Source organism: Pseudoalteromonas arctica A 37-1-2 (assembly GCF_000238395.3).
GTDB lineage: Bacteria > Pseudomonadota > Gammaproteobacteria > Enterobacterales > Alteromonadaceae > Pseudoalteromonas > Pseudoalteromonas arctica.
On the sequence record NZ_CP011025.1, the window covers coordinates 708,317 to 735,195 of the forward strand.

The window sequence follows — 26,879 nt, forward strand, 5'->3', positions numbered from 1 at the left end:
TATCATTTAATTTATGATAATATATCTATAATTTTAAGTTATAATATGAGCTCAAAGTTGATGCCAACGGCTAAAGGAAAGACTCTCCCTCGCATTATTAATATGATGCAACTTATCCCTATTACTCCTAGGTGGACAACAGCCAAAATTTTACAATTAGGCCTTGAAAATAGAGGTTTTACAGTCACAAAACGAACTGTAGAGCGAGACTTAGTGGAAGTAGCAGACTTATTTGGGCTAGTAAGTTCAGACTCGCCTGACGGGTACAAATGGTCTTATTCTAGAAAACGTTCTGATATTTTCTTACCTTCTATTTCTGCTGAGGAAGCTTTATCACTTCAGCTAGTCGAGCAACACCTTGAAGATTACTTTCCTAAAGAGGTATTTTCTCAGCTTAATGCAATTTTTAAAAAATCAAAAGATACGCTTGTGAGATCTAAATCATTGCACTCTTGGCCTTCGAAAATTGCGAACTTGCCACATGTTTTGGCTTTTAAACCATTAAATATTAATACTGAAATTAAATCCCTAATAACTCAAGGAATACTGGAGCAACGTAAATTAGAAATAACTTACGGGAACTCGGATTCTATTCACCTTATTTCACCAATAGGGATGGTGGTAAGAGACACTAAGTTGGTTCTTATTTGCTACTTTTATGATTATGAAGAACCTAGGCATCTTCTTTTTCATCGGGTTAATAGCGCCAAGCTGTTAAATGAAACGTTCGATACTGACTTTGATACTTCAAAATACATTCAAACAGGTGCAGTGGGTATATTGGTAAATGCAGAGCTAATTGATGTGAAACTCACAGTAAAAGGGTATGCCAAAGAGCTATTCCAAGAATCAGTCATTAATGTTAGCCAGAAAGTTAGTGACGAAAAGGCTTTTGCTAATTCGATTACTCAAGATGATTGGATCGATATTTCTATTCAGTTGCCTCATACCTTGGAATTAGAGAACTGGCTTATGGGTTTATCAGACCAGATTATTGTAAAGGCACCAAAGCAGCTAAAATCCAGAGTTATTAGGCGTATGATAAAATCATTGGGTCAGTATGGAGTTGAGGTCAAATAATAGCCATTTGTACTATCTTAGCGCTTTGAGCATTATAATTTCATCAGTGACTTCGAGTTACTTAGCAATCATTGTCGGTCAGTAACTCGAAACCCTCCCTGCAGGAAATTTGAACTTTCAAAATAAAAAAAGACGCGACCTATTTTGTCGCTTTCTCCCATTACCTTATTAATTCGAGATAATTAAGGTAATGAGAGAAAGCGATGTCTTGTATTTGTGAAGCTAAAAATTTAGAAACATTTTTGAAAGTAAAAACCAGAAGATTGTCCATTCTGGTGTTTTTAATAATTATTACTAGCTGGTTTTCAAGTTACGCCCAAAACAAAAAGATAGTAGAACTTGAAGCTACAGTGCAAAAGTTGAGTAGTTCAGTCGAAGCGGTCAAAAGTAAAAATAGCTAAGTTACGCTTAACCACGTAGCCAGGCTGTAAAGCATGCAACTCATACTTCGAAATTACTAAAGTGCGTGTTTTAAAGGCACTAATGTATAAATACATATTAGTGCGACGTAAAGAAATTAAATAATATTTTTCCCTTGTTCTGGATCGCGAGATTGCTCTGCTTGTTCACGTATTTCGTCAGTATCACTACTTACATCATCAAGCGTTTTAGTTTGCTCAACAGTTTCACTTTTTTCGCTTTGTATTTGCGATGGTTGTTTTTCCTCTAAGCTAGAAGCACTTTCATTAGGGTCGGTGAGTATAATTCTCTCTCGTGCGTCATCAGGCATGCTGATGTTTTGTTTTGTGAACTCATTGACTAATTCGCGCATAAGCTGGGAGGCTACTTTTAATGGACTGTGCTGCTCGCTATTAACCCAAAAATACAAAACGAAGTTAATAGTAGATGAGCCTAAGTTTTTTATTAAAACCTGCGCGGGTGGGTCGCTAAGTACTGCATTTTGTTGATTGGCAATATCGAGGGCGAGGGTTTGTGCGCTGCGTATATCGTTATCGTAGCCAATACCAATTTCTACTTTGCCGCGCATTTTTGGATTGGCAGTCAGGTTTTTAATGGTATTTTTATATACAGTCGCATTGGGTATTTGAATATGATTGCCATCGTAATCAACAAGCGTGGTTGCTCTTGCGGTTACTTTTTTAACAATACCTAATCGGCCATCCACTTCAATTACATCGTCAATTTTAAAAGGTCTTTGTACGCTCAGTAATAAACTAGCAATAAAGTTCTCTGCTATGTCTCTAAAAGCAAAGCCGAGTATTAAACCTATTAACCCAGTCCCACTCATAATAGCAACAGCAAACTGAGTAAGCCCTGCTAAACGTAAAAATAAATATACCCCAAATAAAATTATTAGGGTGCTTATGCTGCGCCTTATAACTAGGTGAACAAGCTTGCTGTCAGTCATATAGTCAATGGGTTTGATTAGTAATCTAGAAAGTGGTCCTGAAATTAAGTAACTGAGTACTAAAAGCATTATGCCGAGTAAAAGAGTGGGTAATATTTGCGCTGTTACGTGAAGTAATTGCACGCCTTGCTCATAAAAGAAATTCCACGAAAGTGTATCAACTTTGATCACGTCAGTTATTGGTGTTGTATTATTTAGCGCTACACTGCTTTTTAGGGTACCGAGCATGGCTTATCTTCCGTGTTAGAGTCATTTATAGATAAATATTAGCAAGTTTGGTACCAAATGCTTATAACTTGGCAAATATTTTGCTGTAGTAACGTAATACAAATATTGAGGTTTAGAATGAAAGAAGCTAAACGAGGACAGCAAGCAGAGCAGCCTGCACATATCCCTTTTATAGGTTGGTGGGATATTGTTAAACGTATTTTTAAGCAAATGAGTGAAGATAACTTATCTATAGTGGCAGCCGGTGTGGCATTTTATGCGTTACTTGCTATTTTTCCAGCCATTGCGGCGATGGTATCAGTGTATGCGTACTTTTCATCCCCAACAGATATAAGTGAGCACTTAAGTAAAATAGTTACTTTGCTTCCACCAAGCACCAGTGAACTGATTTTATCTCAGGTTTCTAGCCTTGCTAAAACCTCAAGTGCAAACTTGAGCTTAAGTGCAATTGGTACGCTCATACTTACTATTTGGAGTAGTTCAAAGGGCAGCCAAGCACTTATTACTGCATGTAATATTAGTTATCGTGAATATGAAAAACGTTCATTTTTTCAGGCTCAACTAGTGCGCTTTCTATTTTCGGTAGGAGCGATTGTAGTCGCAATTTTTGCGCTATTAATTATTGGTATTTTACCTATTGTACTTAATTTAGTGGGACTAAAAGAAAGTATAGATTTATTAATTAAACTCATTTCTTGGCCATTATTGGCTTTTACCTTTAATTTTGCATTGGTACTTTTATATCGTTATGCCCCACATCGTAAACCGGCTAAATGGCGTTGGATCACAATGGGGTCGTCTATTGCTACTGTGCTTTGGATTTTGGCATCTATAGGTTTTTCTTTTTATGTGTCGCGTTTTTCTAGTTATAACGAAACGTATGGCTCACTAGGTGGTGTAGTGATTATGCTGATGTGGTTGTATATTAGCGCTTATATAATCACATTAGGTGCTGTAATTAATGCAGCTACTGAGCAGCAAACAGGTAAAGATAGCACTGTAGGGCCGGCTAAAGAGCGTGGGCAACGAGGCGCCTATGTAGCAGATCACCTCGATGTAAAAAACGAATAGGTATTAATTAGCTAAATTAGTAAGTGCAGTAATTTGCTCTTTAAATTCTTGTGCTGCAGGACCAAGCCTGTCGTTGTCGTTGCACATTAAATATAAATTAAGAGTGCGGGTTGTACCTTGGTCTAAATTAAGTGCGATGAGGGTTTGATCTTCAATTAAGTGTGCAATTTGTGTTTTTGGCAGCCAAGCGTAACCTAAATTTTGACTAACCATATCAATAGAGTTACGTAAGTGGCTGACTGTCCAGCGCATATCAGCACCTAGCCAGCCTTCATTGTGACTGGTGTGGGTTGCTGAATCGCGCACTACTATTTGTCTATGTAGCTTTAAATCACGAAAGTTGAGTTGTTCAGTATGTTGGTGTAATACATGGTCTTTATGCGCAACCGCTATAAACTCTATATCGCATAATGTACTGCAGCTAATTCCATAAATAGGAATTGACGAAATAGCTAAATCAACCACTGAGTTATGCAGTAATTCGTTTGCACCTGTTAGCACGCTTTCTACTAAATCAATTTTTAAAAGAGGGTAAAGCTCACTCGTTTTAGCAAGTGCTTGGTATAAAATAGCGTGTGGAAAAACTTCATCAACAGCTATTTTTAACGTGCTTTCTACGCCTTCGCTTAGCGTACTTGCTACCGATTCTATTTTAGTCGCTTCTTCAATTAAAAACTCGGCTCTGCGTAAAATTAGCTTACCGCTATCGGTTAAAAATGCTTTACGGCCTTTTACTTCAAGCAACTTAATTTGCAAGGCGGCTTCAAGTTTTTGCACAGCATGGTGTACGGTTGACTGACTTTTATGTACAGCTGCGCTTGCGCCTGCAAACCCGCCATGATCCACAACCGCTTTAAACATTCGCCATTGCTCTAATGTTGCTTTTGCCATTTTTAAATCCTGTTACTACTTTATATCTGATTGCTTAACTTGACCGCGCAGACGCATTATTTATTGCGTAACAGTGATTTTTTGTCTATTTATTTTAACAAAGCTACTTTTTTATCAGCTAGAAGTGCCATAAAACTGCTTTTATTTAAAGGTCTTGAAAATAAATAACCTTGACCGTAATCGCATCCTGCTTCAAGTAGTAGCTGCATTTGTAATTTAGTTTCAATTCCTTCGGCGATTACTTTTAAGCCCAACTGATGCGCCATAACAATGATGGCTTCACACAATGCAAGTTCTTGGCTGCCTACTTGAATATTATCAACAAAACGTTTATCTATTTTTAAATAGTCGGTGTCCATTTCTTGTAAGTAAGCGAGCGACGAATACCCGGTACCAAAGTCATCAAGAGCAAGCTGCATACCTGATTTTACTATTTCTTTTAGGCGTCTTTGCGTAAGTGCTTCAGGGTTAACCATTAAGCCTTCAGTTATTTCTGCGACAATTGACGAAGCAGGTAGTTTTGCTGCTTTTAGCATATCGTACCATTCATCTATGCCACTCTCTGGCGTGGATAATTGCACTGGCGATACGTTTACACTTATTTGAAAAGTATCATCGGTTAGTGTTTTTATATCGTTAAGTGTTTGCAAAGCTTGGGCAAATACAAATTGACCAATTGCATTTATTTGCCTGGTTTCTTCAGCAAGTGGGATAAATGCGATAGGGCTAATTAGGCCTTTTTCGGGATGTTGCCAACGAATAAGCGCTTCAGCTTTATGAATATGTAAATCATTTAAAGCAACTATGGGCTGATAAAATAACTCAAACTGTTCAAGTTCTATGGCACTTCGTAAGTCTTTTAATAGCACCATGCGCGCGTGTGCATATTCGCGCATGTCAGCAGAGAAAAACTCGAAACAGTTACGACCATTACTTTTTGCTTTATACATAGCCTGATCGGCTGCCTTTAAAAGCTGTTCAGTATTTTCACCATCATTAGGAGCGCAAGCAATGCCTATGCTTGCACTAATAAATAACTCTTCGTTTTCAAGATGCAAAGCTGACGATAGACTAAGTAAAATATTACTCGCAATTTGATTAATATGGCGCGTACTTTTAATGTGACTAAATACAATAACAAACTCATCTCCCCCAATTCGTGCCACAAACTCAGCGTTTTTTGCCGACTGGACTATACGCTGAGATACGAGTTTTAATAAGTTATCGCCATAGTGATGGCCTAATGTGTCATTAATATCTTTAAAGTGATCAATATCTAAAAGCATGACAACCAATTGATTATCTGGAGTAACAACATTTGAAAATCGTTGATTTAATCGCTCCTTTAACTCTAAACGATTTGGTAAGTCAGTTAGGTGATCAAAATGAGCTTGTCGCCAAATGGTTTCATCAGCTTGTTTTTTTTCTGTGAGGTCTGTGAATATCGCGATACGACGAATAGGTGCGTTGTTTGTATCATAAATAGTATCGATTGTGAGCCACTCAGAGTAAAGCTGCCCGTTCTTTTTACGGTTAATAACCTCGCCTTGCCAGCGGCCTGTTTGCTGTAATTCAGACCACATTTTATTGTAAAAATTCTTATCATGTTTTCCTGATGAAAGAATTGAAGAGGACCGGCCAATAACTTCTTCTTTACTATATAAAGTCGTTTTACAAAACGCAGGATTTACATCAAATATAATGCCCGTTGGATCGGTGATTGCCATGCCTTCACTACTGTTGTTATACACTAGTGAGGCAAGGTGGAGTGCTTCTTCATTTACTTTTCGTTGTGTTATATCTCGTAGCACAACAACGTATTCATTTTTACTTTGCATTGCGCTAATACGTGCTTCAAAGCTGCGTTTAGGATCTGATTTTTCGAGTGTGAATTCTAAATTGCTCGAAACATCAAGTTTAGATAACTGCGATAACAAAAGCTGAACATTGCTGTGTGAAAGTATTGATGATAAATGAGGTACTACAGTGCTGTTAGGATTTACTTGAGGCTTAAACTGTCCTGTTATGTTGAGAATATCGCCATGGATGTTAATTCTAACGTAACTATCGGGCAGAGTATTAAGCAAGCTAGTAAGCTCATCATGCTTGTTTTTTAAATTAGCCTCAGCTGTTAACCGAGTTTGCGCCATTGATTTAAAACGCTGATAGAGAGTATTTAGCTCTGGATTATTGGGTTGTATTTTTTGTGCGGGCATCTCGCCCTTAGCCAATACGTTTGTTGCATTTGTTAGATTATTAATTGGGTCAATAATGCTGGTTTTAAGTAGTTTACGTGCAATTAAAGACAGTATCAGCAGCGATAAAATAAACACACCAATCGCTATAAAAAAATTATTATTTATTTGCTTTAAAGCATGTGTGACAGGAAGTGCGATATGTATATTTAAGCTGTTATTACTTGGATCGCTGTAAATAACAGAGTGGTGAAGCATTCGGGCTTCACCTTCAATAGATTTTATTTTTGTTGATGCCTCATTATCAATCGAAGAATCAGTTGCTAATAAAGTCTGTGCAATATTATCGCCAAGCGCGGCCGTTGTAGGTGGATAACGCGCTAAAATTTTTCCGTTAGAATCAGCAATTGCAGCAATAGAGCCTGGCGGAAGTTCAATGTCATTAAAAGCATTGTTCCACCAGTCAAGCGCAACAACGATAACTACAACGCCCTGAATTACATTTTTTTTATTAATAATAGGTAACGCAAAATTAAGGGTGTTTTTTTGCAGACTTCGGTCGTGCTGAAAATAACCTACCGACAATTGGTTACTTTTTAAGGCGTTTTGGAAATACGCCCGATCGGCAATATTAATTGTTTTGGCTAACCCGCTTGTTGTGCATATAACAATGCCATTTGGATCTATAATCCCGATATTGGCAACATGTGCGTAAATAGATCTAAATTGATTAAAATAATTAGGGCAGGTCGTTGCTAAATTTTCTTTCTTACTTTCCTCTTTAGCCAAATAACGCGCTAAACGGTCAATATCATCGACTAAGTGCTTTTGCTGTAAAATTAATTGCTTAGCAATATTTTCTACTTTTTTTTCACTTTGCTCAATAGAGTGATCGCGTTCAAGCAGCAGTGTAAAAATAATTACAGCGGTGCCCGGAATACTTAGCAATATAAGTAAACGATAAAGCTGATGTTTGAGAGAATAAGTAAAAATAACCATTCCTTAGTTTTGTATTTTGCAATAACAATTGTAGCCAAATTCACTCCAAATAACCATAGTAATTATAAGGTTGAAAATGTAACCAATGAATCATTATAGTTCTATTTTTTGGAATGTTAAGGTCGATTTAAAGACATAGTTGTTTTGTTTAATGGATGATTTAATAACCTCATAAACTTATTCTTTAGAGTGAATTAATAAATGAAAATATCAAAAATACTTACAGCTTATGCAACTCAAGATGGCGATGGTGTGAGTATTAGCCGTATACCTGGGTTTGATGGTAAATATTTAGATCCCTTTTTAATGATTGATGAACTTAAGTCAGACGACAAAAAAGATTATATGGGAGGCTTTCCTGAGCATCCGCACCGAGGTATTGAAACGTTTACTTATATTCTAAAAGGTGGCTTTGAACATCGTGACCAAATGGGTAACAGAGAAGCAATTAAAGCAGGCGATGTGCAATGGATGAGTACAGGGCGCGGCGTCATGCACAGTGAAATGCCACTCGCGGATGCTGTAGATGGACTGCATGGCTTTCAAATTTGGATCAACATGCCAAGCGCAGAAAAAATGCGTGATTCACGTTATCAAGATACTACTAAAAACCCAGCTCCGAGTTTTACAAATACGCAAGGTGTGACGTTAAAATCACTTGCGGGATCGTGGCAGTTCGAAAGTGAAACGCTTACAAGCGCTCTGCAAAGTTTAGCGGCTAATGCGGCGCTCGCTGATATTACATTACCCGCTGGTAAAAACATCTATTTAGAGCCTCTTAGCCAACAAAAAGTAATGCTTTATATTCATAGCGGCTCACTAATAATGAGCGACAATCAAACAATACCAGCGGGCAAGTTACTTATTTTGGAACCAGGCAGTGACATCAATATTAGCTCTGAGCACGGCGCTGGTGTTTTGGTTTTAGCAGGCGATCCACTTAATCAACCGATTGCTCATATGGGGCCGTTTGTAATGACGACGCAAGCAGAAGTACAGCAAGCAGTGCGTGATTATCAAAACGGTGAGTTTGGCAAAATTTAACGGTATTTTTAGGAGAGTTTTATGGGATTATTAGTTAACGGTCAATGGCAAGATAAATGGTACGACACAGATTCAAGTAACGGTAAGTTTGAACGCGAAACGGCGCAGTTACGTCACTGGATAACTGCAGATGGTAGCGCTGGAATAACGGGCGAGGCCGGTTTTAAAGCTCAAGCGAACAGGTATCATTTATATGTGTCACTTGCGTGTCCTTGGGCGCATCGAACGCTTATATTTAGAGCATTAAAAGGGTTACAAGACTTAATTACGGTGTCGGTTGTTAGTCCTGATATGCTTAATAGTGGTTGGGCTTTTGATACGCAAAACCACAGTACTGGTGATGCTTTATTTAATAGTAACTACTTACATCAAGTTTATACAAAAAATAATCCAAAGTACTCCGGGCGAGTAACCGTTCCCGTACTGTGGGATAAAAAGCTCAATAAAATTGTCAGTAATGAGTCTGCCGATATTATACGTATGTTCAATAGTGCGTTTAATGAGTTAACAGGTAATAACGATGACTACTACCCTGAGGCACTGCAACCAAAAATTGACGAATTAAATGCACTGATTTATCCAAATATAAATAATGGTGTTTATCGTACGGGGTTCGCAACAACTCAGGATGCGTATGAAGAGGCATTTAATGATGTATTTAAAGCACTCGATACAGTAGAGGGGATACTGAGCAAACAGCGGTATTTAACAGGGGATAACCTCACAGAGGCAGATTGGCGATTATTCACCACTCTCATTCGGTTTGATAGTGTGTACGTTGGTCATTTTAAATGTAATTTACGCACAATTGAAAGCTATCCTGCACTGAGCGGATACCTTAGAGAGCTATATCAGGTTAAGGGAGTAGCAGAGACAGTTGATTTTTATCATATTAAGCGTCATTACTACTTTAGTCACACAATGATCAACCCAACACAAGTTGTGCCAAGTGGTCCAAGTATTGATTACTTATCTGATCACGGTAGAAATGTTTAGCGTTTAAGCAAACAGCCTAACAAGCCAGCCGTATTTTCTTACCAAGCTGGTTTCGCCTTTCCCTGTTTGTACAGCTGCGCCGGCTAAAAAGGCACTTGTTAGTCCCACTTTAGTTGCGGCAAAACGCTTAAGTCTATATTGAAATGCCGCATGATGTTGGCGTTTCAACTCGCTGCGCGTATCCATTTGCTTACTCAGAGCATCAACGTTTTCATTAGGTGCTTTAATTAAGTAGTTAACCAACATATTAATTTCCTTATAAGTTAAACAGTTGTTTTAAGCTTTTAAGTGTTTTACTAAAGCCAATTTTATTGCTTAGGTAAACCGTATTTTTCCAAAGCCATGCTAAACAAGCAACTTGCAGCAAAGTAGCTGTTGCAATACTTAGCCATACTGACCCAAAAAGATCATATACACCGTATCCAACAGCACCTAATACTCCTGCCCACAACAAAACCAAACCACTGGCAAAACAGCCTAAAAATATAGTGATCAATGCAAGCGATCTAAGCGATAACCGCCATTCAGCTTTAGCAAGCTGATGGGTGATCTTTCCTTGAGTTTGGTAATCATCCTTGAGCTGCTTAGAGTACTCTAAAAGCTTTGCAATATGATCTTGCCAATCGTCCTTTTGGCTCTGCTGCTCAGTTGTTTGGTTTTGCGCTTCACCATCCTTGGCTGCGCTTGTTTGTGGGTTATTCATCACTGATTACTTACGACGAAATAGTGATGTAATCAGCATACCCGCAGCAAAAGCAATACCCGCGGTTGCTAATGGATTTTCAGAAGCAAATGCACGGGTTTTAGCTGTACATTCACTTAACTTTTCGCGTGCAATAAGTTGTTTTTCGCTTAGTGCTTCTGCTGAACTCGAAGCGCCTTTACGAACACTGCTTTCAGCTGTTGCTGCTTTGCTAGAAAGTGCATCTACCGCATCGTGCGCTGCTGATGTTGCTTTCTCTGTAAGAGGTGATTCAGTATTTGTTAGTTTAACGTCAGGCTTAACATCTGAAGTTGTGTTTGGTTTCGTATTTGTTGCAGTAGCCATAATCAATCCTTAATAAGTTAAAAATTTAAATAGTGATTTAGATGATGCAATGATTAAACCAAAACTGTTGTTTATTTTAAGTTGTTGAGTTTATTGGTTTTTATTGTTTATGTATAACTTTTCATATTTGGTGATTTAAAGTAAACCGTAACTATTACTACACGGTTAGGTAAATTTTACAAAGGGAGTAAAAATGCTTAAAAAGTTGTAAATATTCATTGGTTATTCAGTAAGCAAAGCGTGTAAACAGAAAGTTATAAAAAACAGAATAGATATTTTTTTCATCACAATCCCACTTTTTCCCACGTAATTCAAACGCTTCGCTTGAGCCCTTATTTTTTCTAGCTTTGGGACTTACTAAAGCTGGTCAGCTTACTTGACAAAATGGCTTGTCAAGCCCTAAACTGGAGCACTGTGGTAAAAAGTGGTTTTTAGTGGATCACACTGGATAAAAATAAACAAAAGTTGAATAAAACAATTTTAAAGTAGGTTTTTTATGTTTCGTGGCGCGAGTTCACTGAGTTTGGATGATAAGGGGCGTTTTGCGGTACCGACTAAGTACCGAGAATCTCTATTGTCTGAAGATCAGGGAACGGTTATTTGTACCGTCGCATTAAATGAGCCGTGTTTATGGTTGTATCCGCTGGCTGAGTGGCTAGAAATAGAAAGCCGTTTAGCTAAAATCTCCAATATGAACCCACGAGCCCGTCGAATGCAGCGTATGTTGCTCGGGAATGCTACAGAATATCAACTTGATAAAAATGGTCGAATTTTGCTTGCGCCGTCACTGAGGGCTCATGCATCACTTGGCAAAAAAATCATGCTAGTTGGTTTGATGAATAAATTTGAAATTTGGGATGAGGCGCGTTGGCACGAGCAAATGCAGCAAGATACTGAGCTTGAAAGGCTTGGCGATTTTGAACCTAACCAAGATTTAGATAATTTTACACTCTAACAGCACAAAAAAAGGCAAATAATAGCTAATGACAGCGCAATTTGAACACGTATCCGTATTAATGGACGAAACCATCGATGCCCTCGCAATTAAGCCAGACGGTATATACATGGATGGTACGTTTGGACGTGGCGGCCACTCTGGACAAATTTTAGCACGCCTTGGTGATGAAGGTCGCTTGCAAGCAATTGACCAAGATCCACAAGCGATACAATCAGCCGAAAAATTTGCTGATGATCCACGTTTTGCGATTGCACATACTCGTTTTTCAAATTTATACGAAGTAGCAGAGCAGAACGATCTCATTGGTAAAGTGGATGGCATTTTATTAGACATTGGTGTCTCGTCGCCACAACTGGATGACGCTGCGCGTGGTTTTAGTTTCATGAAAGATGGGCCACTTGATATGCGCATGGACCCAACAACAGGTCGCAGTGCTGCACAGTGGTTAGCAGAAGCCGAGTTAGATGATATTACCCACGTAATTAAAAAACTGGGCGAAGAAAAGTTTGGTAAACGTATTGCACACAAAGTACTCGAAGTTCGTGAGCACACGCCAATCACAACAACCAAGCAACTTGCTGACCTTGTTGATGAAGCAGTACCGGTAAAAGATAAGTTTAAGCACCCTGCAACACGTACTTTTCAGGCGATTCGTATTTATATTAATAGCGAGCTTGAAGAGATTCAAACAGCGCTACAGTCTGCAGTTAAAGTGCTAAAGCCAGGCGGACGTTTAGTGGTGATTTCGTTTCACTCACTAGAGGATCGTATTGTAAAACAGTTTATTAGAAAACAGAGTAGGGGAGAAGTGTTACCCAGAGGTCTGCCTTTAACTGATGCACAAATAAATAAAAACCTGACGTTAAAAGCAGTGGGTAAGGCTATTAAGCCAAGTACTGTTGAAGTAGAACGTAATCCACGTTCTCGTAGTTCTGTACTTAGGATTGCACAGAGGTTGGGATGAGTAAAAAAGCGAGCTATCGTCAACCCAATTTATTCTTTGAAATATTAAAAGGCCTAGGTGCTAACAAGCTAACCTCGGCCTTGTTGGTTGTGATATTCGCTTCTAGTTTAGCTGTTGTGCAAACAACACATTTAGCTCGTGGGCAACTTATAAAGCAAGATCAATTATTACAAGAACGTGATGAACTCGATTTAGAGTGGCGCTACTTACTTGTTGAAGAAGAATTTTATTCGCAACATGCACGCATTGAAGAAGTTGCTATATCACAATTAAAAATGAAACGACCTACGAGTCAAGATGAGCAGGTAATAATAGTACAATGAGAAATAGAGGCAAAAAACCAGTCACTAATTTAATCACATGGCGCTTTATGCTGGTGTGTACAGTTGTGTTTATGGTGTTTGTAACACTCGTATCTCGCGCTGCTTATTTACAAGTGATAGAACCTGATAAAGCACGTTCAGAAAGTGATAAACGTACGGTACGTGTTGAAAAACTGCATGTGCAACGCGGAATGATTTTTGACCGTAATGGTAAAGAATTAGCGGTAAGTGTGCCTGTGGTAAGTGTATATGCTGATCCTAAAGCATTACATAAATCGCTTGTATCTAAAGTAATCAAACAAGCACGCAAAAGCGGCGAAGATCACTTATCTTTAACTGAAAACACTGTTGAGCTTGATAAGCGTACTGCACTTTATTATAAAAACGATTTACGCTGGCGTGAGCTTGCAGATGTGCTGCGTATTGATCCTAAAAAGATTAATTCTCGACTTTTAAACGATCCTTCGCGTCGCTTTGTGTATTTAAAGCGCCAAGTTACTCCTGCTGTAGCAAATTATATTGGTGATTTACGCCTCCCTGGTATCCATTTACTAGATGAATCTAAACGCTACTACCCTGCAGGTGAAGTTACCGCGCATGTTATTGGTTTTACCAATATCGATGGTAAGGGCATTGAAGGCATTGAAAAGCTATACGAAAACGCTTTAACGGGCGAGGAAGGCCGCCGTACCATTCGTAAAGACGCACAAGGGCGTGAGGTAGAAGTACTTGACGAGCGTGAACGTGTAGAGCCAGAAAGTATAGAACTAAGTATTGATCAACGAATTCAAGCCATTGCGTACAAGGCCGTAAAATCAGCTGTACTGACTTATAAAGCCACATCGGGCTCAGCTATGGTAGTTGATGTTAAAACCGGTGAAGTACTGGCAATGGTAAATAGCCCTTCATTTAATCCAAACAACTTAAGCGATGCTGCACCTCATAAACGTCGTAACCGCGCAATTACAGATTTGTTTGAACCAGGCTCAACTGTTAAGCCTCTAGCCATTTTGGCTGGGCTAGACTACGGCGCCATTCAGGCAGATGACACGATTGATACCTACCCAGGTTGGATGCGTTTAGGTGGTAGTTTAGTGAGAGATACCCGTAATCACGGCGAACTAACACTGCGCGAAATACTAAAGTACTCCTCAAACATGGGAGTTGCGAAGGTTACTCAGTTAGTGCCTAAAGATTACCTTGTTGGTTTATACCAAAAAGTAGGCTTTGGTAGTGATACTGGAACAGGCATGGTCGGTGAAAGCAGCGGTTTGTTTTATCCAAATCGTCGTTGGTCTGACTTTGAAATTGCCACTTTATCATTTGGTTATGCGATTTCGGTAAGTACTGCGCAAATGGCGCGCTTTTATACCATGTTAGGCGCTGGTGGAGTTAATCGACCACTGACTATTTTAAAGCAAGACAATATACCTGAAGGCGAACGTATTTTTAAACAAAAAGACGTAGAAGCCGTAGTGCACATGATGGAAAGTGTATTTGAAAAAGACGGTACTGCTCGCAACATAAAAGTTGATGGGTATCGTGCAGCTGGTAAAACAGGTACATCTAAAAAAGCCGTAGCAGGTGGTTATGGTGATGAATATGTAGGTTATTTTGCAGGTGTAGCGCCGGCAAGTAATCCTCGTTTAGCCGTGGTAGTTATGATTAATGAACCAGGTGGTGATGTGTACTATGGAGGTGCCACCGCTGGCCCTGCATTTGCAGAAATCATCTCTAACGCATTAAGAATATTAAACGTAGCGCCTGACAAGGAAGAGGTTGCGTACGTACAAGGTAAAGATAACGATGCGTGATTTAAAGGATATTTTAAAATACATCGAAATAGATGCGCCCTCGCAACTGGTAAAACATTTACGCCTTGATAGCCGTGAAGTAACGCCAGGTGATGTATTTGTTGCTATTAAAGGCCATGCACTTGATGGCGGTCAATTTATTAATAAAGCAATTGAAAATGGCGCAACAGCTATTATTGCTGACAGATTATGTGAATTTGAAACAAGTTTTGAGCCACTATATTTAGTTTCGGAGCTTGATAAAAAGCTTCCAGAATTAGCAAGTCGCTTTTATAGCCAGCCAAGTCAGGCTCTTGATTTAATTGGTGTGACAGGTACAAACGGTAAATCGACAACCACAGCAATGATTGCCCACTTAGCGCAATTTTGCAGTACTGATTCGGCTATTATTGGCACTTTGGGTTATGGTCATCCTGATAACTTAATTCCACTGATTAATACCACACCTTCAACGGTTGATTTGCAGCATATTTTGAGCGATTTAAATTCGCAGCATAAAAAGCTGGTAGCCATGGAAGTGTCATCTCATGGATTAGTGCAGCAGCGTGTTGCTAAATGCGCGTTTAAAGCGGCTGTGTTTACTAATCTTTCGCGCGATCACTTAGATTACCATGTTGATATGGCAAGTTACGGTGATGCGAAACTAATGCTTTTCCGTGATTTTGAGCCGCAAGTTGTAGTGCTTAATCAAGATGATTCTCAAGCTGAGCAATGGCTTGAAAAGTATGATTTTAATAACCTAATCTGTTATGGCCGCAAAAACTTAGCCCCTAAGAATGCTCAGTACGTTTATTTTTCTGATGTTGAATATTCAAGTGAAGGTATTTCGGCGCAGTTATCGACTAGTTGGGGTGATATGTCGATTAAATCGCCTCTGTTTGGCGAATTTAATTTATATAACTTAACGGCCGCGATCGCTACATTACTAGGGCTTGGTTATCCGCTTGAGCAATTAGTTTCAGGTTGTGCGCAGTTACAGCCAGTAGCTGGGCGAATGCAAGCATTTAGCCAAGCAGGCATGCCGACGTGTGTTGTTGATTACGCACATACACCCGATGCACTTGCACTTGCATTACAAGCATTACAGCTGCATGTGCCAGGTGGTGTAAGTTGTGTATTTGGTTGCGGTGGCGACAGAGATAAAGGTAAGCGTGCATTGATGGCGCAAGCTGCAGAGCAAAACGCTAATAAAGTTATTATTACCAGTGATAACCCTCGCTCAGAAAACCCTGATGACATTATTGCAGATGTAGCTGGCGGTTTAACCCATCCTCAAAATGCACATTTAGAGGCTGATAGAGCAACTGCAATTCGTTTTGCTATAGAAAACGCTACAGCTGATGAGGTTATTTTGATTGCAGGTAAAGGCCACGAAGATTATCAAATTATAGGCGATAAGCGAATCGACTTTTGCGATCGCCGGTATGTACAAGAACAACTAAAAAAAGCAGTAAGAGGGATAACACAATGATCCCAATGGATTTTGATTGGTTAGCTAATGTGCTAACAACCGATTATCAAGGTGATAATCAACACGTGCTTAATATAAATACTGATACTCGTACAGTGTGCGATGGCGAAGTGTTTTTAGCACTGAAAGGGCCAAATTTTGATGGGCATAAATTTATAGCTGAGGCTAAACAAAAAGGCGCTATTGGCGTTATTGTTCAGCACAAAGTTGATGTAGATATTCCACAATTTATAGTAAGCGATACACGTATTGCACTAGGTGCAATTGGCACCGCTGTTATGGCCCAAGTGGCGCCTAAAACAATTGCAATCACAGGTAGTGTAGGCAAAACCACCATAAAAGAAATGTGTGCGGCAATTTTGTCGGTTCACGGTGATGTATTAGCTACTAAAGGTAATTTTAATAACGATATTGGCGTCCCACTTACTTTATTGCGCTTAGAGCCTCAACATCGTTTTGCAGTTATTGAACTGGGTGCAAATCACTTAGGTGAAATTGCCTACACCACTGCAATGACAAAACCAGATGTAGCCGTTGTATGTAATGTTGCAGCAGCCCACTTAGAAGGTTTTGGTAGTTTAATGGGCGTCGCAAAAGCTAAAGGTGAGATTTTTGATGGCCTTAAAGATGACGGCGTTGCAATTGTTAACTGCGATAGTGAATTTAGCCAATATTGGTTAGATAAGCTTGAAGGGCGTAATGTTAAACGTTTTTCTACAACCGAAAAACTCGATATTTGGGCAGAAGATATAACACTTGATGCCAACGCTCGCGCAAGCTTTACACTTTGTACTAAAGATAAGCAGGTCCCTGTTACTTTGGCACTTCCGGGTAAGCACAATATTAGTAATGCACTTATCGCTGCTGCACTGACCAGTGAATTTAATGTAACCCTTGAAGAAATAGCCAATGCACTTGCCACAATGGGGGATGTAAAAGGGCGCGTTAATTTAATTGAAGTGTCTGATTTACTCACCGTGGTTGATGATACCTATAATGCCAATGTTAAGTCGGTAAAGGCTGCGATTGACTTGTTAAGTGATATGCAAGGTCATCGCATTTTAGCACTCGGAGATATGGGTGAGCTAGGTGAAGATGCACGTAAGTACCATCAAGAAGTTGGCGAGTATGCACTTGAGCAAGGAATTGATGAGTTATTTACATTAGGCGTGTTAAGTAAATACGCAAGCGATGTGTTTGAACTCCCTAATCGCCACTTTTCGAGCCGCGAACAGATGCAGCAAAAAATTCAAGAAAGCATTAATAAAGTGAATAAAAAAACAACAATAGTAGTGAAAGGATCGCGCAGTTCTCGCATGGAATTATTAGTAACCGATTTAGTTAATGGCCAGCAACAAGCCATCAATGGAGTATCATAATGTTAGTTTGGCTGGCAGAGTATTTAACACAGTATTTTAGTGGTTTTCATGTTTTTTCGTATTTAACGCTACGTGCCATTTTAGGTATTTTAACTGCGCTAATTATGTCTCTTTATTTAGGGCCTAAGTTAATTCGTGGTTTGCAACGTATGCAAATAGGCCAAACAGTTCGAGACGATGGTCCGCAATCGCATTTGTCTAAGTCGGGTACGCCGACTATGGGCGGCTTACTTATTTTAGCGGCCATTTTTACCAGCACGCTACTTTGGGCCGATTTATCAAATAAATACGTATGGGCAACACTGTTTGTAATTGGCTCTTTAGGTATTGTTGGCTTTGTTGATGATTACCGTAAAGTTATTCGTAAAGATCCAAAAGGCTTAATTGCTAAGTGGAAGTACTTTTGGCAGTCGGTCATTGCATTAGTTGTAGCTACTGCTTTGTATTTTACCAGTGCACAAGCATCTGAAACATCACTTGTTGTTCCATTTTTTAAAGACGTGTTACCGCAATTAGGTTTGTTTTATATCGTGCTTACGTATTTTGCCATAGTAGGTACATCAAACGCGGTAAACCTGACCGATGGTTTAGATGGCTTGGCGATTGTGCCAATTATTTTAGTGGCTTCGGCATTGGCAATTATTGCTTACTTAACAGGTAATATTAACTTTTCGGCTTACTTACATATTCCACATTTACCGCTAGCGAGTGAGCTTGTGGTTGTGTGTACTGCCATTGTGGGCGCAGGGCTTGGCTTTTTATGGTTTAACACTTACCCAGCACAAGTATTTATGGGCGATGTTGGCTCATTAGCACTTGGTGGCGCATTAGGTATTATTGCTGTTTTAGTACGCCAAGAGTTACTGCTTATTATTATGGGCGGTGTATTTGTAATGGAAGCACTATCGGTGATATTACAAGTGGGGTCGTATAAATTACGCGGACAACGCATTTTTAGAATGGCGCCGATTCATCATCATTATGAATTAAAAGGTTGGCCAGAGCCTCGCGTTATTGTGCGCTTTTGGATTATTTCTGTTGTGCTAGTGCTTGCTGGCTTAGCTACTTTAAAGATTCGATAAATGCAGTATTTAAACGAGATAAAAAACAAACAAATAACAGTGCTCGGACTCGGTGTAACCGGTCTGGGCATTGTGCGTTTTCTATTATCTCATGGCCTCACACCAAAGGTCGTTGATAGCCGAGTAACCCCGCCGGGGATTGATTGGTTAAAAGAGCACGCGCCAACTCTAGATACCCACTGCGGTAATTTGGATGACGCAGAGCTTTGTTCAAGCGATATGATTATTATAAGCCCTGGGCTTAGCTTAAAAATACCAGCTGTTGCAAATGCAATTAACGCAGGTGTTGAAGTGATTGGCGACGTTGAGTTATTTGCACGTATTAATTCAAAACCTGTTGTTGCAGTAACGGGCTCTAACGGTAAATCAACCGTGGTTACGCTCGCTTATGAAGTGTTAAAAGAAGCCGGCTATAAAGTTGCTTTGGGTGGGAATATTGGCACAGCGGTACTTGATTTACTCAATGATGATTTTGATGTGTATGTGCTTGAGTTATCGAGTTTTCAGCTAGATACCACAACGAGTTTAAAACCAGTAAGTGCAACGGTATTAAATGTGTCTGAAGATCACCTTGACCGCTACGACAGTTACCAAGCTTATATAGACTCAAAGCTTAGTATTTATAATTTCGCAGAGCTTATTGTTGTCAATGCAGACGATAGTCAAACACATCCTGTTGAGCGTGGTACGGCTCCTCTAATTAGCTTTGGTGCTCAACAAGGTGATTACCATTTAGCGCAGCACAATGGCGAAACTCACTTTATGGTTAAAGGCGATGCCTTTTTACCTGTTGATACACTTGCGGTAGTGGGTAAGCACAATTATTTAAATACGCTTGCAGTAATGGCGCTCTTAAGTCCGTTTGAAGTAAGCAAAGAGCAATATAAAAATGCGTTAGGTCAATTTAATGGGTTGGCTCATCGCTGCCAATTTGTAGCTGAGCTTAACGGTGTAAAGTATTTTAACGATTCAAAGGCAACTAATGTTGGAGCGACCATTGCTGCAATAGATAGTTTAGCTAGTGACGGTGAAAATCTGATTGTTATTGCTGGTGGCGATGCCAAAGGCGCTGATTTAAATGCGCTTAAACCTTACATAGAACAGCATGTAAAAGCATTAATTTGTTTTGGTAAAGATGCAAGTGACTTAGCTGCGATTACCAATAAGAGTTATTTAACTAACAATATGGAAGAAGCCGTTACTTTGGCCAAAGTACTTAGTAGTACAGGCAATATTGTTTTATTAGCACCCGCATGTGCCAGTATTGATATGTATAACAACTATATGCAACGCGGTGATGACTTTGTTCAGTGTGTAATGGCAGGGGCGTTATGATTGCTTTTGCCGATATAAGAGACGCATTAACACCTAAGCCTTCGGCGCAGTTATACGATGTACCGCTATTGTACTGCGTAATAATGCTAATTGGTGTTGGTTTTATCATGGTGACCAGCGCATCAATGCCTACCGCAGAGCGGTTATTTGATGACCCGTACCATATTACCATTCGCCACAGCATGTTTTTGGCAATGGCGTTTGTGCTTTTTTGGATAAGCGTTTGTGTGCCAATGGAGTGGTGGAAACGATCAAACCCTTATCTATTAATACTAGGCATGGTGCTATTAATAGCGGTATTGATTATTGGGCGCGAAGTAAACGGCGCTAAACGATGGATACCTATTGGACCTGTTGGTTTTCAGGTGGCTGAGGCCGCTAAGTTGTACTTTTTTAGTTATATTGCGGGTTATTTGGTAAGAAAACGTGAAGAAGTACAAGAAAATATTAAAGGCTTTGCAAAGCCAATTGCTGTATTTGCAGTGTATGCACTGCTTATTCTGCTGCAGCCAGATTTAGGCACAGTGGTTGTTATGTTTGTAACAACGGTTGGTTTATTGTTTTTAGCTGGTGCTAAGTTATGGCAGTTTTTTGTACTTATTTTAACGGGCGTTGGTCTGGTTGTATTACTTATTATTGTTGAACCCTATCGTATGGCACGTGTTGTTGGCTTTTTAGACCCTTGGGATGATCCTTTTGGAAAGGGTTATCAGTTGGTGCAATCGCTAATGGCATATAGCCAGGGGGGTTGGTTTGGCCAAGGCTTAGGTAACAGTGTACAAAAGCTACAATATTTACCTGAAGCACATAACGATTTTATTTTTGCCGTTATAGGTGAAGAACTTGGCTTAATAGGCGTTGTAAGTATTTTAACTGTATTAGCTACTTTAGTATTTAGAGCCTTATTAATAGGCCAACAAGCCCTTAAGTGCGGCAAGGAATACGAAGGCTACTTTTCATTTGCCATTGGTATTTGGTTTGCATTTCAAACCATGGTGAATGTAGGTGCGAGCGCGGGTATTTTACCGACGAAGGGTTTAACCCTGCCGTTTATTTCTTATGGCGGCTCAAGCTTATTAATTATGACGATTGCCACGGGTATTTTATTACGCGTAGATTTTGAAACCAAAATGGCAACCAAACAAGCCACCTCACGCGGAGGTAAGCGATGAGTAAAAAATTAGTAGTAGTGGCTGGTGGAACTGGCGGACACATTTTTCCCGGTATTGCAGTAGCCGATTATTTAAAACAGCAGGGCTGGCAAGTTAGCTGGATCGGCACACCAGATCGAATGGAAGCGAGCGTTGTACCTAAGCACAATATAGATATTGATTTTATTAACGTTAAAGGTGTTCGTGGTAACGGATTAAAGCGTCTTATTAAAGCCCCATTCATGGTAATTAATGCAGTATTGCAGGCGCGTAAGGTATTGAAAGAACAGCGGCCTGATGTAGTACTTGCAATGGGCGGTTATGTTACGGGTCCAACGGGAATTGCCGCAAAAAGTTTAGGTATTCCGTTGGTTATTCACGAGCAAAACGCTGTAGCGGGTATGAGCAATAAACTGCTAGCTAAGGTGGCTACACGAGTATTAGCTGCATTTCCAAGTGCTTTTGCACAGGGTCAAGCCGAGCTAGTAGGTAACCCAGTTCGCCAAAGCGTTATGAATATAGCCAAACGCGATGTATCAAGCCCTATTAATATTTTAGTAGTGGGCGGCTCGCTTGGTGCACAAGTGCTTAATCAAACATTACCAGAAGCATTTAAAGTACTAAATAATACAGCTCCAATAAGTGTATGGCATCAAACAGGTAAGGGTCATTTAACTACCGTAGAAGCCGCTTATAAAATGCATGCTTTTACAGGCAGTAATGCAAAAATAGCTGAATTTATTGATGATATGGACGCAGCGTATAGCTGGGCCGACATTGTTGTTTGCCGTGCTGGTGCATTAACTGTTAGCGAAATTGCAGCGGCAGGTAAAATGGCCGTTTTTGTTCCGTTTCCACATGCCGTGGATGACCATCAAACAGCGAACGCACAATATTTAGTGATGGCTAATGGTGCATTATTAATGCCACAAGGGCAGTTTAATAAACAATCAATTGTTGAACTATTAAGCCCGTATTTAGCCCAACCTTCATTAATTACTGAAATGGCTACAAATGCAAAAAAACAAGCCATTTTAGATGCCACAGCAAGCGTAGCAACGCACTGTGAGCAAGTAACAAATAAGAGAAAATAAGTGAAAGAAACGTCAGTACAAGAAAAACACACACGCCCTGCAATGCGCCGAATAGAAACCATTCACTTTATTGGTATTGGTGGAGCAGGTATGGGCGGTATTGCTGAAGTACTCGCTTTTGAAGGCTACCGTATTACAGGTTCTGACATTGCCCACAGCGCTATGACAGATCGTTTAATTAAAGCCGGTGCAGAAGTATTTATAGGCCATCATGAAAATAACGTGAAAGATGCCAATGTAGTCGTTGTTTCAAGTGCGATTGATGAAACAAACCCTGAAATTATTGCAGCCAAAGCCGCAAGAGTTCCTGTTGTTCGCCGCGCAGAAATGTTGGCTGAATTAATGCGTTTTCGCCACGGTATAGCAATTGCGGGTACGCATGGTAAAACAACGACAACAAGCTTAATTGCGAGTATTTATGGACAAGCAGGGCTTGATCCAACCTTTATTATTGGTGGCTTGTTAAATAGCGCAGGTAGTAACGCAAAAGTAGGCAAAAGTGATTTTTTAATTGCAGAAGCTGATGAAAGCGACGCGTCGTTTTTACACTTACAGCCAATGGTATCGGTGATCACAAATATTGAAGAAGATCACATGGATACTTATGGCGGCAGTCTTGAAAAAATGAAAGACACGTACGTAGATTTCATCCATAACTTGCCGTTTTATGGTTTAGCTGTTGTATGTATTGATTCTGAAGTTGCTGCTGAACTTATCCCGCGTTTTGGTCGCCCAGTTATCACGTATGGCGAATCGAAGGATGCTGATTACCGCATGAGCGACTTTAGCCAATCAGCTAATACATGCACATTTACAGTAACTAACAAGCAAGGTGAGTGTTTAACTGCCACGTTGAATATGCCAGGTAGACACAACGCACTTAATGCAACCGCTGCGATTGCTGTGGCAAAAGATCAAAATATTGCGAATCATGCAATTTTAGAAGCGCTGCAGAAGTTTGAAGGTATTGGTCGTCGTTTTCAACACTATGGTGAATTTGAAAACGAGCGTGGCAATGTGATGTTAGTTGATGATTACGGGCATCATCCTTCAGAAGTTGCAGCAACAATTGCAGCAGTACGTGAAGGTTGGCCTGATAAGCGTTTAGTAATGGTATATCAACCTCATAGATTTTCCCGTACACGCGACTTATACGAAGATTTTGTAAAAGTACTTGCTGATGTAGATCAGTTGCTACTGCTTGATGTGTATAGCGCTGGTGAAGATCCTATTGTTGGCGCAGACAGCAAAAGCTTATGCCGTAGCCTTCGTCAACGTGGCAAAGAGCCGCTGCATGTAGCAACAAATGCAGAGCTTGCAGGCGTTTTGGCCGCAAATTTACAAAATAATGATTTAGTATTAACCCAAGGCGCTGGTAATATAGGTCAGTTAGTTAAAACATTAGCTGCGACGGGTATGTCGATAGAAAAACTTAAGCAAGGTGAAGTATGACTCAGGTAAACACACAATTTGGTAAAGTAGCGGTACTGCTAGGTGGTAACTCAGCAGAACGTGAAGTGTCTTTACGATCGGGTCAGGCTGTTTTAAATGCGCTGCAAAATAGTGGCATTGATGCAATTGCATTTGACCCGCAAAGTCGTTCTTTGTGGGAGTTAAAAGAATTAAATGTAGAGCGCGTTTTTATTGCTTTGCATGGTCGCGGTGGCGAAGACGGAACTGTACAAGGTGCGCTTGAATTTATGAACCTGCCTTACACGGGCAGTAATGTACTGGGTTCAGCACTTGCTATGGATAAAGTACGTTGTAAGCACTTATTTAAATCAGCGGGATTAAGCACCGCACCTTATGCCGTAGTTGATGCCAAAAAAGGCTTTGATGCTGCAGCTATTATGGGTGAGTTTAAAAAGGTAATGGTTAAGCCATCGCACGAAGGCTCAAGCATAGGTATGGCGCAAGCAAGTACAGCACAAGAACTTGAAGACGCACTAGCTAATGCATTTAAGTTTGATAATCAAGTGCTTGTAGAGCAGTGGATCACGGGACGTGAATTCACAGTTACAGTGCTTGGCGATGAAGTACAACCAGTCATTGAAATGACTACGCCAAATGGTTTTTACGATTACCAAGCTAAGTATCAATCAAATACAACGCAGTATCATTGCCCTGCAGATTTATCAGAGCAAGATACTAAGTACTTACAAGCTATATCGCTAGATGCATTTGATTTAGTGGGCGCAAGTGGTTGGGGCCGTGTTGATGCGATGCAAGACGAGCAAGGTAACTTTTACCTGCTTGAAGTAAATACAGTACCAGGCATGACTGAAAAGTCGTTAGTGCCAATGGCGGCAAAAGCGAATGGGGCAACTTTTGAACAATTAGTTGTTCGCATTTTAGAGCAAACGCTTTAATATGCATCCCCTTTTAGAAAAAGCTCAGGAAATCAAACTGAAACTTAATTGGTCTCTGATTTTTGGTGTGAGCTTTTTTCTGATAGTTGTAATTGGCTTAGTGCAAATTACAACAGGTGTATCGGATTGGTTAGTTGAAAACAAAGATGCTCAAATTAAGCACCTTACAGTGCAAGGGCAGCCTAAATACACAGATGAAACGGCAATTATAAAAGCGATTAAAAAAGCCGATTTAAGTAGTTTTTTTGAACTTGATGTTAAGCATGTGCAGCAGCTAGTTCAAGACTTACCCTGGGTTGCTACCGCTTCGGTGCGTAAACAATGGCCTGATACTATACAAGTATATGTTGTTGAACATGAAGTAGTAGCACATTGGAATAGCGACTTATTGCTCAACCAAAGTGGTCAAGCATTTCAAGCCAGCAGCGATAAGTTAGATGATGACTTACCGCAGTTATACGGCCCAGAAGGCAGCGAAGAAGAAGCGTGGATTGCTTTTAAGCAATTTGATGAAATGCTAAAAGTTAACGGCTTAACGTTAACAAGTTTGGCATTGTCGGAGCGCTTTTCGTGGCAACTATGGTTAGATAACGGAATACGTTTAAATTTAGGACGTAAAGATAAAGCCAAGCGTGTACAACGTTTTATAGACGTTTATCCACGAATGGAACAACGTGCAGATGCACAAGTAGATACAATAGATTTACGGTATGATACCGGCCTTGCAGTCAGCTTTAAGCCAGTGCAAGAAGAACAATTACAAAATAAGAGTAAGGCATGACTAAGTCAGCAGAAAGAAACCTAGTAATAGGGTTAGACGTTGGCACCTCGAAAGTGGTTGCCACGGTAGGTGAAATCACCGCAGATAACAAGCTCAGCATTGTTGGTGTGGGCAGCCAAGTATCTCATGGTATGGATAAAGGCGGCGTTAACGATTTAAACTTAGTGTCTGAGTCTATTCGCCGTGCGATTGACGAAGCCGAATTAATGGCCGATTGTCGAATTAGCTCAGTGTACTTGGGGATTTCTGGTAAACATATACAGTGTCAGAACGAAAGCGGTGTTGTTGCTATAAACAACACCGAAGTCACTGACGAAGACATTGAAAATGTAATTCATATTGCGCGCTCTGTGCCTATTTCGGCAGAGCGTAAAATGCTGCATGCATTGCCGCAAGAATACAGTATCGACATGCAAGAGGGCATTAAAAACCCACTGGGTATGAGTGGTGTTCGTATGGAAGCGCGTGCACACATTATTACGTGCTCAAACGATATGGCAAAAAATATCGAGAAATGCGTAGAGCGCTGTGGTCTTGAAGTTGATCAACTTATCTTTACTGCTTTAGCATCATGTTATTCAGTGCTTACGCCAGATGAAAAAGAGCTTGGTGTTGCAGTACTTGATATAGGGGGGGGTACTATGGATATCACCATTTATATTAATGGCGCACTTCGTCACTCTGCGGTTATTCCAGTGGCGGGTAACCAAGTTACTGGTGATATTGCAAAAATATTTCGCACACCTATATCACATGCCGAGTCACTCAAAGTACAATACGCATGTGCCAGTAGCCAAATGGCAAGTAGCGAAGACACAATTGAAGTACCAAGTGTAGGCGGACGACCAGCAAGGTTAATGTCGCGCCATACATTATCTGAGGTGGTAGAGCCTCGTTTTAGAGAATTATTTGAGCTTGCGATGGAAGAAATTCGTCGTTCAGGCCTAGAAGACCAAATTGCGGCAGGTCTCGTTATTACAGGCGGAACTGCTAAAATGACTGGCGCGATGGAAGTGGCAGAAGACATCTTCCAAATGCCAGTAAGAATAGGCAAACCAATCGGGATGGTTGGTTTGACAGACTATGTAGATGATCCTTCGTACGCAACCGCTGTTGGTTTGTTACAATACGGGCGTACCATGCAATCGATGAATGCACAAAAGTCGAAAGCAGAGGATAACAATAATTGGTGGAACCGCATTACTAAATGGTTCCAAGGCGAGTTTTAAGACTCAAG

Annotated in this window: 24 protein-coding genes; 18 read left to right on the forward strand and 6 right to left on the reverse strand. The window is 40.1% G+C overall.

Going from position 1 to position 26,879, the window contains the following annotated elements:
- The first annotated feature begins 60 nt into the window (after positions 1-60).
- Positions 61-1,080: a helix-turn-helix transcriptional regulator gene (locus PARC_RS03190; RefSeq protein WP_010554283.1), complete on the forward strand. Its 1,020-nt coding sequence runs from the start codon at positions 61-63 to the stop codon at positions 1,078-1,080.
- A gap of 517 nt (positions 1,081-1,597) precedes the next feature.
- Here the strand turns inward: PARC_RS03190 and PARC_RS03195 are convergent.
- The gene (locus tag PARC_RS03195; RefSeq protein WP_010554284.1) at positions 1,598-2,677 is read right to left on the reverse strand and encodes a mechanosensitive ion channel family protein; all 1,080 of its coding nucleotides are present in this window, start codon (positions 2,675-2,677) and stop codon (positions 1,598-1,600) included.
- Positions 2,678-2,794: 117 nt separating this feature from the next.
- Here PARC_RS03195 and PARC_RS03200 point away from each other — a divergent pair, with 117 nt between their 5' ends.
- On the forward strand, positions 2,795-3,748 hold the full coding sequence (locus PARC_RS03200) for a YihY/virulence factor BrkB family protein (RefSeq protein WP_010554285.1): 954 nt from the start codon (positions 2,795-2,797) through the stop codon (positions 3,746-3,748).
- Positions 3,749-3,751: 3 nt separating this feature from the next.
- Here PARC_RS03200 and PARC_RS03205 read toward each other — a convergent pair whose 3' ends face one another.
- On the reverse strand, positions 3,752-4,639 hold the full coding sequence (locus PARC_RS03205) for a LysR family transcriptional regulator (protein ID WP_010554286.1): 888 nt from the start codon (positions 4,637-4,639) through the stop codon (positions 3,752-3,754).
- An 89-nt stretch (positions 4,640-4,728) separates the two neighbouring features.
- A complete protein-coding gene (locus tag PARC_RS03210; RefSeq protein ID WP_010554287.1) occupies positions 4,729-7,833 on the reverse strand; it encodes a bifunctional diguanylate cyclase/phosphodiesterase in 3,105 nt (1,034 codons plus the stop codon).
- Between the two features lie 201 nt (positions 7,834-8,034).
- On the opposite strand from PARC_RS03210, the gene PARC_RS03215 reads away from it, so the two are divergent.
- Together PARC_RS03215 and PARC_RS03220 are read left to right on the forward strand one after the other, a co-directional pair.
- Positions 8,035-8,877, forward strand: a complete 843-nt coding sequence (locus PARC_RS03215) for a pirin family protein (protein WP_010554288.1) — start codon at positions 8,035-8,037, stop codon at positions 8,875-8,877.
- Between the two features lie 21 nt (positions 8,878-8,898).
- Positions 8,899-9,873 (forward strand): glutathione S-transferase family protein, encoded by a 975-nt coding sequence (locus tag PARC_RS03220; protein ID WP_010554289.1) that lies wholly within the window; start codon positions 8,899-8,901, stop codon positions 9,871-9,873.
- A 3-nt stretch (positions 9,874-9,876) separates the two neighbouring features.
- Here the strand turns inward: PARC_RS03220 and PARC_RS03225 are convergent, their stop codons facing one another.
- Genes PARC_RS03225 through PARC_RS03235 form a run of 3 tightly spaced genes read right to left on the reverse strand, consistent with a single transcriptional unit; the run spans position 9,877 to position 10,921 of the window.
- The gene (locus PARC_RS03225; RefSeq protein WP_010554290.1) at positions 9,877-10,119 is read right to left on the reverse strand and encodes a hypothetical protein; all 243 of its coding nucleotides are present in this window, start codon (positions 10,117-10,119) and stop codon (positions 9,877-9,879) included.
- Between the two features lie 10 nt (positions 10,120-10,129).
- Positions 10,130-10,576, reverse strand: a complete 447-nt coding sequence (locus PARC_RS03230; RefSeq protein WP_010554291.1) for a threonine/serine exporter family protein — start codon at positions 10,574-10,576, stop codon at positions 10,130-10,132.
- A gap of 6 nt (positions 10,577-10,582) precedes the next feature.
- Positions 10,583-10,921 (reverse strand): hypothetical protein, encoded by a 339-nt coding sequence (locus tag PARC_RS03235; protein WP_010554292.1) that lies wholly within the window; start codon positions 10,919-10,921, stop codon positions 10,583-10,585.
- Positions 10,922-11,417: 496 nt separating this feature from the next.
- On the opposite strand from PARC_RS03235, the gene mraZ reads away from it, so the two are divergent.
- Genes mraZ through ftsA form a run of 14 tightly spaced genes read left to right on the forward strand, consistent with a single transcriptional unit; the run spans position 11,418 to position 26,871 of the window.
- Positions 11,418-11,876, forward strand: coding sequence for a division/cell wall cluster transcriptional repressor MraZ (gene mraZ, locus PARC_RS03240; RefSeq protein ID WP_007582904.1), 459 nt, complete (start codon positions 11,418-11,420; stop codon positions 11,874-11,876).
- 28 nt (positions 11,877-11,904) lie between these two features.
- Positions 11,905-12,843 (forward strand): 16S rRNA (cytosine(1402)-N(4))-methyltransferase RsmH, encoded by a 939-nt coding sequence (gene rsmH / locus PARC_RS03245; protein WP_008167099.1) that lies wholly within the window; start codon positions 11,905-11,907, stop codon positions 12,841-12,843.
- On the forward strand, positions 12,840-13,166 hold the full coding sequence (ftsL, locus tag PARC_RS03250) for a cell division protein FtsL (protein WP_007582915.1): 327 nt from the start codon (positions 12,840-12,842) through the stop codon (positions 13,164-13,166). The genes rsmH and ftsL overlap by 4 nt, the downstream gene beginning before the upstream one ends.
- Positions 13,163-14,980: a peptidoglycan glycosyltransferase FtsI gene (locus tag PARC_RS03255; protein WP_010554293.1), complete on the forward strand. Its 1,818-nt coding sequence runs from the start codon at positions 13,163-13,165 to the stop codon at positions 14,978-14,980. Before ftsL ends, PARC_RS03255 begins: the two co-directional genes overlap by 4 nt.
- Complete coding sequence (murE, locus tag PARC_RS03260; RefSeq protein WP_010554294.1) at positions 14,973-16,451, forward strand: UDP-N-acetylmuramoyl-L-alanyl-D-glutamate--2,6-diaminopimelate ligase; 1,479 nt, start codon at positions 14,973-14,975, stop codon at positions 16,449-16,451. The genes PARC_RS03255 and murE overlap by 8 nt, the downstream gene beginning before the upstream one ends.
- Positions 16,448-17,830, forward strand: a complete 1,383-nt coding sequence (locus PARC_RS03265; RefSeq protein WP_010554295.1) for a UDP-N-acetylmuramoyl-tripeptide--D-alanyl-D-alanine ligase — start codon at positions 16,448-16,450, stop codon at positions 17,828-17,830. Before murE ends, PARC_RS03265 begins: the two co-directional genes overlap by 4 nt.
- Positions 17,830-18,912, forward strand: a complete 1,083-nt coding sequence (mraY, locus tag PARC_RS03270) for a phospho-N-acetylmuramoyl-pentapeptide-transferase (protein WP_007582922.1) — start codon at positions 17,830-17,832, stop codon at positions 18,910-18,912. The genes PARC_RS03265 and mraY overlap by 1 nt, the downstream gene beginning before the upstream one ends.
- The gene (gene murD, locus PARC_RS03275; protein WP_010554296.1) at positions 18,913-20,247 is read left to right on the forward strand and encodes a UDP-N-acetylmuramoyl-L-alanine--D-glutamate ligase; all 1,335 of its coding nucleotides are present in this window, start codon (positions 18,913-18,915) and stop codon (positions 20,245-20,247) included.
- Positions 20,244-21,419 carry a cell division protein FtsW gene (ftsW, locus tag PARC_RS03280; protein ID WP_007582927.1) on the forward strand — a complete coding sequence of 392 codons (1,176 nt, stop codon included), beginning with the start codon at positions 20,244-20,246 and terminating at the stop codon, positions 21,417-21,419. Before murD ends, ftsW begins: the two co-directional genes overlap by 4 nt.
- Positions 21,416-22,492 (forward strand): undecaprenyldiphospho-muramoylpentapeptide beta-N-acetylglucosaminyltransferase, encoded by a 1,077-nt coding sequence (gene murG, locus PARC_RS03285; RefSeq protein ID WP_010554297.1) that lies wholly within the window; start codon positions 21,416-21,418, stop codon positions 22,490-22,492. The genes ftsW and murG overlap by 4 nt, the downstream gene beginning before the upstream one ends.
- Complete coding sequence (gene murC / locus PARC_RS03290) at positions 22,493-23,944, forward strand: UDP-N-acetylmuramate--L-alanine ligase (RefSeq protein ID WP_002957994.1); 1,452 nt, start codon at positions 22,493-22,495, stop codon at positions 23,942-23,944. It begins immediately after the preceding gene.
- Positions 23,941-24,861 carry a D-alanine--D-alanine ligase gene (locus PARC_RS03295; RefSeq protein ID WP_010554298.1) on the forward strand — a complete coding sequence of 307 codons (921 nt, stop codon included), beginning with the start codon at positions 23,941-23,943 and terminating at the stop codon, positions 24,859-24,861. The genes murC and PARC_RS03295 overlap by 4 nt, the downstream gene beginning before the upstream one ends.
- Position 24,862: 1 nt before the next feature.
- Positions 24,863-25,642: a cell division protein FtsQ/DivIB gene (locus PARC_RS03300; protein ID WP_007582934.1), complete on the forward strand. Its 780-nt coding sequence runs from the start codon at positions 24,863-24,865 to the stop codon at positions 25,640-25,642.
- Positions 25,639-26,871 carry a cell division protein FtsA gene (ftsA, locus tag PARC_RS03305; RefSeq protein ID WP_010554299.1) on the forward strand — a complete coding sequence of 411 codons (1,233 nt, stop codon included), beginning with the start codon at positions 25,639-25,641 and terminating at the stop codon, positions 26,869-26,871. Before PARC_RS03300 ends, ftsA begins: the two co-directional genes overlap by 4 nt.
- The last annotated feature ends 8 nt before the right edge of the window (positions 26,872-26,879 follow it).